The following is a 13,371-nucleotide window of genomic DNA, read 5'->3' as shown; positions in this document are numbered from 1 at the left end:
AGTTTGACAGATCGCTTCCGTCCCATTTGGAAAAGTTAGCTCACAATGCATGCACATGGCTCATTTGGAGTAAAAAACGGTGGTAATTCTGGTAACTTTAAGATAGTTTGAGGTCAAACTAAAACACGGCAAACAAAGAATTTTAAAAAGTGAGGAATACTGTGACCAATGCAGTGATTGTGGACGTAGTTAGAACACCGGGTGGACGCCGAAATGGAAAACTCTCTGGTTGGCACCCAGCGGATCTCGCAGCGCAAGTACTTAAGGCGCTCGTTGAACGAAACGACATAGATCCAGCTCTAATAGAAGATGTCATCATGGGATGTGTCATGCAAGTTGGAGCACAGAGTTTAAATGTCGCCAGAAATGCTGTCTTGGCAGCGGGTTTTCCAGAGTCAGTATGTGCCACTTCGATCGATCGCCAATGCGGATCCTCACAACAAGCTGCTGCATTTGCAGCTCAAGGAATTATCTCTGGCTTCCATGACATAGTAATCGCCGCCGGGGTTGAAGCGATGTCTCAAGTGCCAATGGGATCGTCGGCTATGAACGGTCCCGGTAAGCCCTTTGGCCCAATGGTTGGAGATCGCTACCGCGAGCAGGGAGGTCTTGTAAACCAAGGCATCTCTGCAGAGATGATCGCTGACCAATGGAACCTCTCAAGACAAGATCTAGATACCTACAGCTTGCGAAGTCAAACATTTGCTGCTCAAGCGAGAGCAGAAGGACGGTTCGATCGTGAAATCATTCCAATCGAAATCAAAGATAGCGAAGGCAATCTAACTGGCGAAGTTCAAAGCTCCGACGAAGGCATCAGGGCCACAACCATGGAAGGCCTAGCCAATCTCAAACCCGCATTCAAAGAAAATGGCAAGGTAACAGCTGGCAACTCCTCTCAAATTACCGATGGAGCTTCGGCTGCTCTGATTATGAGCGAAGAGATGGCTAGTCGACTAAATCTCACTCCACGAGCACGTTTTGTCTCATTTTCGCTGGCTGGGGTAGATCCAGTCACAATGCTCACAGGTCCGATCCCAGCTACCAAAAAGATATTAGAGCGAACAAAGATGACGATGGACGACATAGATCTCGTTGAAATAAACGAGGCCTTCGCCTCGGTAGTGCTGGCATGGGAGAAGGAGCTTCATCCAGATATGGCCAAAGTAAATGTCAACGGAGGCGCAATTGCCCTGGGCCATCCACTTGGGGCCTCGGGAACCAAACTTTTGGCTACTCTATTGTGCGAACTTGAGCGAACAAATAAAAGATATGGCCTTCAAACGATGTGCGAAGGCGGCGGCATGGCCAATGCAACCATCATTGAGAGACTAGGATAGTCACCACCGTATTACCCACCCAAAAGGCATCTTTATGGGCGAGTAGACAAAAGAGCAGAACCTCCAACTTGAAATAAATTTGACCAATACCGATCAACTTTCGATCGAGCCTCAATTGGCAAGTTGGAGGTTTCTTTTTCTCCATTTTCGGGCTATTTCAGGATCTATTGAATCTCTTATTGAGCGAGATTATCGCTGTCGCCAGCAATAATCGATCTTGCCCAGGACCAACTCCTGGAGACAATTATACAATTCAAAATCAATTATTTCGGGTGATATCTTTTGACTCTCATTGCGGTTGCTGTAACTTACATGGCTTGAGGGCAGAACCTAATATCCAAAAAGGTAAAAATCCACTAGCTCAATTGCCTCCTAGGTCAATGCTTCTAAAAGATATGAAGTCCTCATCCGAGCAATTTGAAGCAAAGTCTCTTGCCCTCTTGGCATATGGCGTGACTGTGGCAGGATCATCTGATCTACTTTTTTTCCGTGAGCAATAGCTGCCTCTAGGAAATACGCTGTATTTCTAAAGTGAACGTTCTCGTCTATAAGTCCGTGGATAATAGCGAGCTTTCCTTTCAATGATTCGACGTAGTTAGTCACATCGGCTATCTCATAGGCGGGACCCTCGTTCACGGGGGTTCCCATATATCGCTCCGTATAGGCGGTGTCATAGAAGGAAAAGTCCACAACTGGGGCACCTGCTACCCCTACTATAAATCGATCTGGATGTTTGGTCAGTGCACTAAGGGTCATAAATCCTCCGTAAGACCATCCATAGATCCCAACACGATTCGGGTCAATCCCAAATCGCTCACTTAGATAGTCAATACCACTAATCTGATCCTCAAGCTCGATCGTTCCGAACTTTCGACTAAGTTTCGCCTCGAAATCTAGGCCCCGGCCATAGCTACCTCGATTATCAATCTTGGCTACGACGACTCCCCTAGACGCTAAGTATTGAGCCTCTAAATCTATAGTAGAACTCCATGAATTGGTCACCCGCTGGGCATGTGGGCCTCCATAAACCGAGATCACAAGTGGCAGACCCCTAGGATTTCGATCCCCAGGAAGGTAAAGATGGCCAATCAATCTGGTTCCATCAACGGCGTCAAATTCAAAACGCAGAGGTGATGTTAGTGCGAGTTGCTGTGGCGTTAGAGGCTCGTCGCCTAGGTCGAGAAGGACTTCGGAGTCGAAACTCATCACGCGCGAGATATAGGAGTGCGATAGGCAAGAATAGATATCTAAAAATGCTCTGTTTTGAATCGATACAACACAGTCATGGACGCCCTCGCCGCTGGTCATAAGTTCTGGCGCTCCACCAGATATATGCACTCTCGATAGGTCTCTAGCGCAGGGATCCACTATTGTACTTACGAAATAGATGTAGCCGCTCTCCGGATCGAAGTCAACCAGAGAGGTCACCATCCACTCTCCGAATGTGACCTGGTCGACCACGCCATTCGAGTTATAGATCGCGACGTGACTAAATCCCGAACGCTCAGTAGTTGTAATAAAGCGGTTCGCATCAATTGGAAGCACACTTGAGGGCAAATTGACCCAAGGCTCGAGCTTATCTTCTATCCGCGCCACCACAGCTGCTGTATCACAGTCAACAAAATGCCAGGTTAAGGTGGTCTGTCTCCTATTTAATGTTGCAACTAAGAGCGTTTTGGAATCTAACCAAGAGACCTTGGCTATGTAGTCCTCGCTGTCGGTCTCTAAGTCAATTGCTCTTGGGCTACCCTTTTTTACCCCTAGCGACTCCACCTCGTCTATCAAGATTCCAACTTTAGCATTTGGCGCTCCTGCAAAAGGGTAGCGATGACTTTCAGCTCGAATCTCTTTGGCTCCATAGTGAAATATCCAAAATGGCTCGACTCCCGATTGGTCCACAACGCAGTATGCGATGCGACGTCCATCGCCAGAAAGCCAAAAGCCCTCGAGTCGATCAAGCTCTTCCTGGGCCACAAATTCTGCTACCCCAATGAGTTGACCCTCACCTTTGACTTCATCGATTGTGGTCGATTCACCCCCAGATAGATCAACCCGATAGAGTCTTTTTCCATCTGTGCATACCGCAGCATCATTGTCAAGATCCAGTTCAATTCGCTCAATCGATTCACCTTCAAACTCGTAACTGACTCGGGCGAGATCGGGATCGTAGATTAGATAGTGGCCACCAACATTCACCAAAATAAGCGACTTGGTATCGGATTCAAAGAGGACAAATCCACTCACGCCGTTACCCGAAAGACGTAGCCTCTCTCTCCTTAGCTCTTCGGCTAAAGTTGGTAAGGCGGAGCTATCCTCACCATCGATCAAGACTTCGACTCCGCCGCCATCTAGATCTCCTCGACAAAGCGAAAGATTATTCGAATCGCTGGATCGCGCCATCAAAAAGTAAAGATATGGCGAATTCTTTGAAAATGTAGGAGAGATTGGAACAGTCGTTCCTGGATAGGGCCGCTTAGCTAGGGTCTCAAGGTCAAGAACAAATTCATTTAGCACCTAAATAAACCTAATCGTACCATCGACTTTAGGGCCACTTACCAATTTCAGTGATTGTGATAGCCATTGACCTATCTATATCGCGTAGCCATATAGAAACCGCCAGCCAAAAAGACCAGTCCAACCAGTAGGTACCAATTAGAAGCCCCTCCAGGAAGAACTCCCAAATAGTTGACAAAGAGGAAAATAAAGCCAAGAATCAAAAATGATATCAAAAGATAGGCCATCCATCGAGGAGACTTCTTTTGCGAAGTTGGAATTGGAGGCGTGTAGCGCTTTGAGGAGGTCGTGGACCTATTTTTCGAAGAGACGTTATGACCCCCTTTGTTAGCCCCAACAGTTTGCCCTTTGCGAGTTCGTGCCATCTAATAAAATCCTCTCGTTCGAAATTAATCATCTTCATCAATGCCTAGAGTCCCTCGCTACAAGATCTCACGTTAGGATCTAAACATGTCTAATCCCGCGCGAATTCTCATGATTGACAACTACGACTCTTTCGTCTTCAATTTAGTTCAATACTTCGGAGAACTTGGTGCTTGCGTAGATGTAGTACGTAATAACCAAATATCAGTTTCGGAAATTGCCGATCTAAATTACGACGGAATCGTAATCTCTCCTGGTCCAGGCAGTCCAATCGACGCTGGGATATCGCTTGATCTGGTCGTCGAGCTTGGCCCAACAACTCCAATTTTTGGTGTTTGTCTCGGCCACCAGGTAATTGGACAAGCATTTGGAAGTAATATCGTACGCGCGCCAATACCAATGCACGGCAAGACATCCATGATAAACCATAGTGGCACCGGCATCTTCGAGGGAATTAAAAGCCCACTAAAGGTAACTCGATATCACTCACTGATCGTAGATGGCGCCTCTATCCCTGAAGATAATCTAATCGTAACGGCCACGACCTCTGATGGATTGATAATGGCAATGGCCCATAGTATCTATCCCATGCATTCGGTACAATTTCACCCTGAATCTATCTTTAGCGAATCTGGCAAGGAGCTAATTTCGAACTTCCTAACAATTGCAAGAAAGTTCTCCCTTGCGCCAACTACAAGCTAGAACTTTGCCACGAGATCAAACTAATCACTAAAGTTGCCATTAAGGTGGGAAAGCGAAAATTCAAAAGCTCACCTCTTTTGACAACGTCGCCTCGATCATAGCTGAAGATAATTTCTCATCTCAATGGCGGCACCTTGAAAAAGACAAGATACCGCCATGAGCTAGTTTGAAATAGCAGTTATCCGGCTGCGGTAGTGGTCGTAGTGGTTGCTGGAGCTGCGGTAGTGGTCGTAGTGGTTGCTGGAGCTGCGGTAGTGGTCGTAGTGGCTGCTGTGGTTGTAGTTGACGTCGTTGTAGCTGGGCTTCCCGGCCCAGTTGAAACCACAATATCCACACTTGAGTTCGGCGCCACAGCGGTTCCTGCCGGTGGATTTGTTGAGATCACGTCGCCATTTGGAACCGAATTGGAAGATTGATTGGTTGTATTCCCAAGGGATAGACCAGCAGTTCCAAGAGCGTTAGCTGCTTGTGCAGAAGGCTTACCAGTCACATCTGGGACACTAATGGTCGATGGACCATTAGATACCGTCAAAGTAACCGTTGATCCGGCTGGCACCTTAGAGGCTCCAGTAGGGTTCTGTTTAATTACCGTCCCGTTAGGGCTAGATGAATTTACATATGTTGTAGTGATTGAAAAGCCAAGGGGTACTAACTGAGATTCTGCATTGCCAATCGTCTGATTGGTCACATTTGGCAACGTTACTAAGGCTGCCCCTGAAGAAACCTGTATTGAGACGCTGGTCCCACTCGAAACTGATGAACCAGCCACCGGAGATTGAGAGAGCACGGTTCCAGATGGCACCGAACTTGACTGTTGGTAGTTTATTTTAAAGCGCAGGTGCGACGCTCCAAGAGAAGTCGTTGCGCTAGAAAGCGTATCACCTACCACACTAGGAACCGATACCGAAGCAAGGGTTGTATTAGTGGTAGAGGGGTTATTGCTCTTATGGCCTTGAACCAACCTAAACAAAAAGAAAAAAAGGCCAAGGACAATGATCGCTGCCAAAATGGCTACCACCGTCCCTGTATTTTCTCTCCTTCTCTTTGGCGGAGCCGGAATTACAGGAATTATGGTCGTTCGTTCAGCCTCATTCGAGGCCATCATAGTTGTTTGAGAGTAACCTGAAACCTCAGACATCACCGTAGTGGTATCGCCATAGTCAGGCATAACTCGATCTCGTGCCGCATCGACAGGACGCCCTTGGATAAACCTAAGCAAATCAGCTCGAAAATCCTGAGCCGTCTCGTATCTATCATTAGGGACTTTGGCTAAGGCTTTATCAATTATCGCTACCAAAGCAGCCGGAGTCTCACTCCGCAGTCTTGACACCGACGGAGTGGGCTCATTGACTTGCTTCATCGCCACAGAAACGGTCGAATCACCGCTAAATGGCGGCTTGCCAATGACCATTTCAAATAGAACTACCCCAAGTGAATAAACATCGCTGCGGCCATCTAGAACCTTACCTTCGGCCTGCTCTGGAGATATATAAGTCGCTGTCCCCATGACAGATCCGGTCTGAGTTAGATCTTCATTGGCACTCTGGGCTCGAGCGATCCCAAAATCAGTTACCTTTATGTGACCATCCGAGGTAATTAGAACATTTCCGGGCTTGATATCTCTATGAACCACACCATGGCGATGGGCATAGCTAAGCGCGGAAGCGACATCCGCAGCGATAGCTGCAGCATAATCAAACGAAAGCGTACCGCTCTTTCTGATCAAAGATCCGAGCGTTTCTCCTTCAATCAACTCCATGACTATGAAATAGGAGTTCTCGCTGCGCCCCCAGTCAAAGACTGAGACAATGTTTGGATGGCTAAGATTCGCTGCGGCTGTTGCTTCACGTCGAAACCGCTCCACAAACGCACTAGACGTACTCAACTCCGGAAATAAGACCTTAAGGGCAACCAAACGATCTAGTAGCAGGTCGCGGGCACGAAAAACGTCTGCCATTCCTCCACGGGCAATCTTGTCGACGATCTCGTATCGACTTCCATAAGGCTGAGCCACTTTTCTGTTTACCCTCCAACTACCGAACTGGATTAACAGCTGCACTTAACATAGCCTTGACTACTGGTCCCGCGTATTGAGCACCAGTTGAATTCGAACTCATACCTGGTTGTGCGGGAACGACCACCGCGACGGCTATCGTCGGGTGATTAGCTGGAGCAAATGCAACCATCCAATTATCGTTTCCATTTGGACTTGACTGGTTCGAAGCCAACAAGTTTAGCTGAGCCGTCCCAGTTTTAGCCGCAATTGCAACACCGGGTATTGCAATTCCACCGGCTGTTCCAAATCGAACCACGCCTTCCATTAGCGAAGTAACCTTGGCGGCTGTCGCGGCCGAGGTGGCTACCAACCACGGATGATTTTGATATTTCTTGACAACGTTTGCTTGCGGACCAGTAATCTCACTCATCAAATGCGGCGCCATAATTACACCATGATTAGCTATGCCAGCAGTTGCCAACGCCATCTCAAGTGGAGTAGCTGCCACGTCATACTGACCGATCGCTGAATAGGCTAGCGTCGGTAACCTGGTGGAAAAAGATGCTGCCGAAGGAAAGGTAGCCGATGCTACTCCATAGAGATCAAGGGGCGGTGTTTGATTAAAACCAAATGACTTCGCTTCACTTGCCAGAGAAGAAGCACCTAGGTCTAATCCGATCTGGCCGAAGCCGGTATCACATGAAACCGCCAACAAGATTCCAATTTGGCCACCGCAGACTTCATAGGCATAGTTATGGAGTCGATTAGTAGTGTCTGGAAGAGCAATCGAACTTACATGGGGATAAGACTTGACGGCAAGAGATGGATTGTGATCGTAAACCGCTGATGAAGTTACAATTTTGAAAGTTGACCCTGGAGGATATCTACGTCGATAGGCTCGGGCGAGCATAGGTTGGCTGGGATCTTTAATATAGCTATTCCAAGCTTTCGTCTCGGTCGTTCCAGAGTGCGACGAAAGCAGATTGGGATTATACGATGGATTCGAATACATCGCTAATATCGCACCCGTAGATGGATCAATCGCAATAACAGCTCCGCGCAACTTACCCAGAGCGCTAGCGGCCACGCTTTGGAGCTTTGAAGAGATAGTTAAGGTGACATTATCGGGAGCTGTCGTTGGATTTAACAGAGATGACAAAGAGTTAGGCGTTACACTATGAGGCGTTAGGTAGGAGTTGTAATATGCTTCAATTCCATCTTTTCCGTACAGAATTGAATCATAACCACTGATATCGGCATAGAGTGGCCCGTTGGGGTACTGTCGTTGATATTTATAGACGTCAGTAGATTTAACTGTATCAGCCACGACGGCACCATCTGCGGTGAGAATTGCACCCCGGTTTTGTGAAAATTGAGTTGTTATATTTCTAGAATTTCCTGGAGCGTTAGCTAGAGAGCTTGCATCCAAAAATTGAATTCTATTCAACTGAACAAATAGACCCAGAAACAAGACCATTAAGAAGATTCCAAGAAGGCGAATTCTGCGCTCCATCATCCTCCTCCGCTAACCAATGTCGGAGTAGTTGAGGAAAGAGTTGAAGTCGTGGCGGAATAACTCCTAACCTGGGAGGTCAAATTACTGATATAGTTTCGCGCAGCCGAGAGAGAGGTCTCTGCCACACCGGCCTTTATTTGGACTACATACGAATTGGGCAAGGCGTTCAGTTTGATCTTTTCAACCTCAACCACCTTTGGCTTGAACCACAAAATTCCCCCGGGACGACCTTGATAGATCACAACATTAGAGGTATTGGAAGCACCGACAAAATAACTTCCGTTCACATAGGAGTTGATGCCATAGGCTCCAACCCCCAGAATGACCAAAAGTAGGATTAAAAAAGCAGCAATCCTAAGGTACATCCCAGATTTATGAAACTCCGACTTAGATATCGGAATTGGGATAGATTGCAACATTGGACCACGAAGAGATGCGTCCTCGCCTTCGATCTTTACCACATGAGGAGCAAAACGTATCAGCGGCGAAGCGGCCACTCCTTGACTGTGAGTCTCTAGATCGCGAATCGACTCGTCGCCAATTGGTGCCAACGCAACAACGACAGCGGAGGCGTTATCTACGCCCCCAGCCAAAACAGCTGCCTCGACAACCTTAGATGCTCCGTCTTGAGCGGATTTGGATCTACGCAAAATTTCTGCGATCTCCAAATCACCTAACTCATTGGTCACCCCATCCGAACACAAAATAACCTGGTCTCCTGGGTCTAGATATATCTCCCAGAGATCTGGCCCAACGGTCTCATCTACCCCCACGACCTTAGTCAAGACGTGACGCGACCTCGAGTGGGCGACTTCATCCTCGCTCATTCGACCGGCACGCATCATCTCTTCAACCCAAGAGTGATCCACGGTCAACTGAGTTATTTCACCTTTTCTCAAGAGATAGGCCCGCGAGTCGCCAACATTTAGCAGATATGCCTTGCGGGGACTCTTGTCCCCTTGGATTTCCTCCAAGACGAGGCTAACGAAAGTTGTGCCCATGCCATGGAGGTCGGGGTTGGCCATACCCATCGTAAAAACCATCTCATTTGCATAAAAGAGAGCGCTCTGGATTGCGTCAGAGTCCAGTTCACTTTGGTTCACTCTCTCAGTAAAGGCGTCGACTGCTATTCGGGCTGCGGTCTCGCCACCATTGGCTCCACCCATACCATCGGCCACTATAAAGATCGAACCATCAGCAAAGACATGGTCCTGGTTGTCTCGTCTGACTTTTCCAGTGTTGGTAGCACTACCCCAATCCAAAAGGGCCATCAGATCACTTCCATGCTAGAGTGACCAATCGAGATTCGATCTCCCTTGGAAAGGGGCCTTGGAGTGTTGATCCGACCGGAGTTTACAAAGGTACCATTGGTTGAACCCAAATCCTCGACATAGAGGACGTCGTTGTCTACCCACATTCGAGCGTGCACAGCCGAACCAAATTCATCGTCCCCCAAAGAGATCGTGCATCCACTGGAACGACCAATTGTCGTCAATCCGTTGATATCGAAGATAAGATCTTCCCCAACACCGTCTCTTTTAAACTTCACTTGAAATCCGCTTTTTGCTTGTGACCTTCGTTTTGATCCAGATCTTCCCGATGAAGACGAAGTTACAGTTTTCTTAGCTTGATTGGTCTCACCACCGCCTTGTGATAAAACTTCAAATTCGCTCTGTGACTTCTCCTTCCTTTGTAGATCATTTGTTCTGATTTGAACCCAAACAGCCCTTATAACTCTTAGAAAAAAGAGCCATATAAGGGCAATTAAAACATACTTAAATAGATCCAGCAGCCCTATCGGCATAGGTTATTGACGTCCAATTTTAATTCGAACCACTCCGAACTCTATAACATCCCCATCATCTACGGATATCTGGGAAATTCGCCGTCCATTAACTTTAGTACCATTTGTCGATTCGAGATCTTTAAGCGTCACTACCCCGTCCTTATTCAGGGATATCTCCGCATGATTTCGAGAAATCTTAGGATCATCGATTACTACCGCACAAGAAGGAAGACGCCCTACGGTGATAGTTTTTTCCGTGATCGGCACCCTAAGTCCGTTGGGCATTTCAAGATATAAGTGACCTAAATAATCTGGATCTTCTATGTATCTTGACTCAATTGCAAATGTACCCCGAGGAAGGTCTTCGTCAATTTCAATTCTCAATGCCGGGAAACCGACGAACTTATATCTATGTTCTTTAGCAGTCTGTTGAACCAGTGCAAGCAATTCGGAGTTGAGAGCAGTCGCGATATCGGAGAGGCTATGCCAATCCGAAGAACTCAACGCAACTAAATAATCATTTGGAACAAGGGGTCCACGCACGCCAATGCGCTTTTCGAGTTCCATATGGCGCGAAAGCTTCTTGCCAATCTCAGATGGTTGGATGCCCTTTCGTGAAAAGCGTCCAAAGGCCCCTTCCACTAAATGTTCGAGCCTATTTTCAATATCGTTTAGCCCCACGGCTATATGATAGTTCATAATTACAATGACGCCATTTAGTGCAAGATAATACCTGATACTTTGCGAATGATTACTTAATTAGCCCTCATTTATCTAGAGATCTCCTATTAGCCCATAGAGCCTGTAATCCTCCCGCGATTCCCAAGCGTTCGCGTATCATCCCAAAAGACTTAAATGTGGTCGCCTTAATCCCTAGCCTGGGAATGAGTTATCTCAGAGCATCTCTATAGAGACAACCAAAGATGAACCTTCGTTTGATAATTGCCAGAGTGAAATGACCACCTGGAATTTGAGGCAAACCTATAATCTTTACAAGTGAAATGAAATAGTGACGCCAATGACATGCTCCGCCAATCACGACAAAGTCTCTAAAATGACCCTCGTAGTGCCATCTATCGGGCGATTCCCAAGTTACCTGGGCGCTGTCGATCGCGGATGGGATGGAGAAAAGACCCTTTTTCGCTCATCCAAGGATCTAGTTATCCTGGCGGAACGGGATCCAAACTTAGTGCTTGCCAAAATGGCTGATCGCTCCAAAGAAGGAGTTCGCTATAACGAAGATGGAAGCACTAGTGCAAGAGCTCCCGCACTTCATCGGTGGATGTGGGATAGAGAATTTGTAGGGAGAATCACTCTCCGCCTGCCAACTGTTGGCTATGAGGAGTTGCTGCATCAAATAGGCCACATTGGCTATGAAACGATGGAGTGGAAACGAGGTCAAGGTTATGCAACAAAAGCTCTTTTCCTGATGCTAAATGTGGCTTCCAAAGAGGGGATGACCAACGTGGAATTAGTGACAAAGACCAACAACATCGCTTCGCAGCGTGTCGTTACAAATAACGGCGGAATACTTATTGAAGAGTTCAACGAGTCGAAGCGTCTTGGCGGTGGAAAAGTATTTCGTTGGCGGATCGACCTCTCGGAAAGTCCTAGTATCTCCACGAGTGATTGAAGAAATTTACAAACTTCTATTTGGCTAACGCCCCAATAAACCGCAAAGGGCCGAACTTAACTTCGGCGACAAAGACCAACCAAATCATACAATGAGGTCATCTAAATCGCCGAATTGAACCCAAAAGAGTCGTGGTCCCAATTACGAAGTAGTGTCGGTAGAACATCGCTTTCCCTGTTGGTCATGGCCCCTATCCACCTAGGTGAGACCACTTGAAGATCAACAATACTTACAGAACGACAAAACAGCGGCGTCAAAGTTGCTAGTGATCTCTTAGCTGGGAGTCAAAGTTGCCTAGTCGCCAAGTGCGATCGGAGGAGCTAAATCGGTAAATCCAGATTAGCGACTTTAGATCGCCAACCTAATATATCGATCATGCACCGAGGTCGAACTCTTCACCGGTTCGAACACAGCATAAAAGCAACGAATATCTGCCTCAAAGAAAAAGACAATAAAGATATATCAGGCGGACTTCCCTCAGAGCTCGAGATTGCCAACGTGTAGTGCTTAGTGTCGTTTCTTGTGGCATCGATATAAAATCCTATGGGGGATTAGTCAACTATAGTAAAATCCAAGCTAAGAGAGTAAGCCTTTGTGGCGCCCGTGCGAAAAGAATCACACGTCTTAATGCACGCTGAACTCTAAGCGACTATTTCCACTAATACGACGCCATTAGATCAACAGAGGCGTCAACGAAAAGCCGCCCCTACAACGAAGGGATCCTAGTGAATATGGCAAAATTTATAAGCTATCATTCGCGCTATGGTCCAAGAGGCATGGCCGTACGACTAGTGACGACACCTTCTTGGCGCTACCTTATTTAGGTGGTTTTAGTTCCTTGATCAAACACCCAGTAAGCGCCAGACATCAGGCGCCGTCCAGGCTCGGGGCATAGGAGAGCTACCCAAGCATCACCAAAGAGCAAACCTCTCCGAGTGGGTAGTGAGAGACGTAAGCGTCAATGGTGGGCGAAGGGGGACTTGAACCCCCACGTCCTTTCGGACACAGGAACCTGAATCCTGCGCGTCTGCCTATTCCGCCACTCGCCCAACTCAACAAAACATGTTAGTTCCTATCTGGTCCCACTTGCGCACGCCACGATGGCAGATTCCTTTTATCGTAAAAATTCTTTCAGATAGATGCGACGAGAAAGACTAAAATAACGAGCGCACTTTTGCAAAACTAGGTCAAATAGCTAGAAAACTTCATAGATAAACGATTCCCCTTATTACGGGTATCCCTTTGACGGAAATCTCTAAAAAGACTAAGCAGAGAGGAGAAAGTGGCGGAGAGGGAGGGATTTGAACCCTCGGACCCAGTTTCCCGGGTCAACTCATTAGCAGTGAGACCCATTCGACCACTCTGGCACCTCTCCAAGCCAACTAAAAGTTTAGTAGGTTTTTTCCTAGGTTGTGAAGCCTCTTTAGTCAAAATCGCAATGATATACATTATCTTCTTTCACAATTGGCGAATTTGCCAACTAAGATCACCGAAGGTATTGCAGACCCATAAGCATAAAAGCAA

At 47.1% G+C, this 13,371-nt stretch carries 9 protein-coding genes, 2 tRNA genes and 1 pseudogene; 3 read left to right on the top strand and 9 right to left on the bottom strand.

Going from position 1 to position 13,371, the window contains the following annotated elements; all coding sequences use genetic code 11:
• Nucleotides 1-161: 161 nt before the first annotated feature.
• Entirely contained in the window at nt 162-1,337 is a 1,176-nt protein-coding gene (locus ACIDITHRIX25_RS81290) for a thiolase family protein (protein ID WP_052604450.1), read from the top strand.
• Nucleotides 1,338-1,709: 372 nt separating this feature from the next.
• Here ACIDITHRIX25_RS81290 and ACIDITHRIX25_RS81285 read toward each other — a convergent pair whose 3' ends face one another.
• Both ACIDITHRIX25_RS81285 and ACIDITHRIX25_RS81280 read right to left on the bottom strand, forming a co-directional pair.
• The gene (locus ACIDITHRIX25_RS81285; RefSeq protein WP_201733533.1) at nt 1,710-3,851 is read right to left on the bottom strand and encodes a S9 family peptidase; all 2,142 of its coding nucleotides are present in this window, start codon (nt 3,849-3,851) and stop codon (nt 1,710-1,712) included.
• Nucleotides 3,852-3,922: 71 nt separating this feature from the next.
• The gene (locus tag ACIDITHRIX25_RS81280; protein ID WP_052604452.1) at nt 3,923-4,216 is read right to left on the bottom strand and encodes a cell division protein CrgA; all 294 of its coding nucleotides are present in this window, start codon (nt 4,214-4,216) and stop codon (nt 3,923-3,925) included.
• An 85-nt stretch (nt 4,217-4,301) separates the two neighbouring features.
• On the opposite strand from ACIDITHRIX25_RS81280, the gene ACIDITHRIX25_RS81275 reads away from it, so the two are divergent.
• Nucleotides 4,302-4,916: an anthranilate synthase component II gene (locus ACIDITHRIX25_RS81275; RefSeq protein ID WP_201733532.1), complete on the top strand. Its 615-nt coding sequence runs from the start codon at nt 4,302-4,304 to the stop codon at nt 4,914-4,916.
• Between the two features lie 178 nt (nt 4,917-5,094).
• Here ACIDITHRIX25_RS81275 and pknB read toward each other — a convergent pair whose 3' ends face one another.
• The 5 genes and pseudogenes from pknB to ACIDITHRIX25_RS81250 form a co-directional block, all read right to left on the bottom strand.
• Complete coding sequence (gene pknB, locus ACIDITHRIX25_RS81270; protein WP_249685759.1) at nt 5,095-6,975, bottom strand: Stk1 family PASTA domain-containing Ser/Thr kinase; 1,881 nt, start codon at nt 6,973-6,975, stop codon at nt 5,095-5,097.
• Nucleotides 6,950-8,428, bottom strand: coding sequence for a peptidoglycan D,D-transpeptidase FtsI family protein (locus ACIDITHRIX25_RS81265; RefSeq protein WP_201733531.1), 1,479 nt, complete (start codon nt 8,426-8,428; stop codon nt 6,950-6,952). Before ACIDITHRIX25_RS81265 ends, pknB begins: the two co-directional genes overlap by 26 nt.
• A 680-nt stretch (nt 8,429-9,108) precedes the next feature.
• Nucleotides 9,109-9,699: pseudogene (locus tag ACIDITHRIX25_RS000000104485) on the bottom strand (protein phosphatase 2C domain-containing protein); the annotation flags it as partial.
• Nucleotides 9,699-10,232, bottom strand: a complete 534-nt coding sequence (locus ACIDITHRIX25_RS81255) for an FHA domain-containing protein (RefSeq protein WP_213333459.1) — start codon at nt 10,230-10,232, stop codon at nt 9,699-9,701. The pseudogene ACIDITHRIX25_RS000000104485 and the gene ACIDITHRIX25_RS81255, both read right to left, overlap by 1 nt.
• A 3-nt stretch (nt 10,233-10,235) precedes the next feature.
• The gene (locus ACIDITHRIX25_RS81250) at nt 10,236-10,913 is read right to left on the bottom strand and encodes an FHA domain-containing protein (RefSeq protein WP_201733528.1); all 678 of its coding nucleotides are present in this window, start codon (nt 10,911-10,913) and stop codon (nt 10,236-10,238) included.
• A 319-nt stretch (nt 10,914-11,232) separates the two neighbouring features.
• Here ACIDITHRIX25_RS81250 and ACIDITHRIX25_RS81245 point away from each other — a divergent pair, with 319 nt between their 5' ends.
• Complete coding sequence (locus ACIDITHRIX25_RS81245; protein WP_052604459.1) at nt 11,233-11,847, top strand: GNAT family N-acetyltransferase; 615 nt, start codon at nt 11,233-11,235, stop codon at nt 11,845-11,847.
• A 962-nt stretch (nt 11,848-12,809) separates the two neighbouring features.
• Here the strand turns inward: ACIDITHRIX25_RS81245 and ACIDITHRIX25_RS81240 are convergent.
• Nucleotides 12,810-12,896, bottom strand: a tRNA-Leu gene (locus tag ACIDITHRIX25_RS81240).
• Nucleotides 12,897-13,130: 234 nt separating this feature from the next.
• A tRNA-Ser gene (locus ACIDITHRIX25_RS81235) sits at nt 13,131-13,222 on the bottom strand.
• Between the last annotated feature and the right edge of the window lie 149 nt (nt 13,223-13,371).

This window comes from Acidithrix sp. C25, assembly GCF_904848545.2.
This window is presented reverse-complemented; position numbering and strand designations above follow the sequence as displayed.

Coding starts and splice junctions, on each gene's coding strand:
- ACIDITHRIX25_RS81265 (WP_201733531.1), bottom strand. CDS start 8,428: ATGATGGAGCGCAGAATTCGCCTTCTTGGAATCTTCTTAATGGTCTTG.
- ACIDITHRIX25_RS81275 (WP_201733532.1), top strand. CDS start 4,302: ATGTCTAATCCCGCGCGAATTCTCATGATTGACAACTACGACTCTTTC.
- ACIDITHRIX25_RS81280 (WP_052604452.1), bottom strand. CDS start 4,216: ATGGCACGAACTCGCAAAGGGCAAACTGTTGGGGCTAACAAAGGGGGT.
- ACIDITHRIX25_RS81245 (WP_052604459.1), top strand. CDS start 11,233: ATGACATGCTCCGCCAATCACGACAAAGTCTCTAAAATGACCCTCGTA.
- ACIDITHRIX25_RS81255 (WP_213333459.1), bottom strand. CDS start 10,232: ATGCCGATAGGGCTGCTGGATCTATTTAAGTATGTTTTAATTGCCCTT.
- ACIDITHRIX25_RS81250 (WP_201733528.1), bottom strand. CDS start 10,913: ATGAACTATCATATAGCCGTGGGGCTAAACGATATTGAAAATAGGCTC.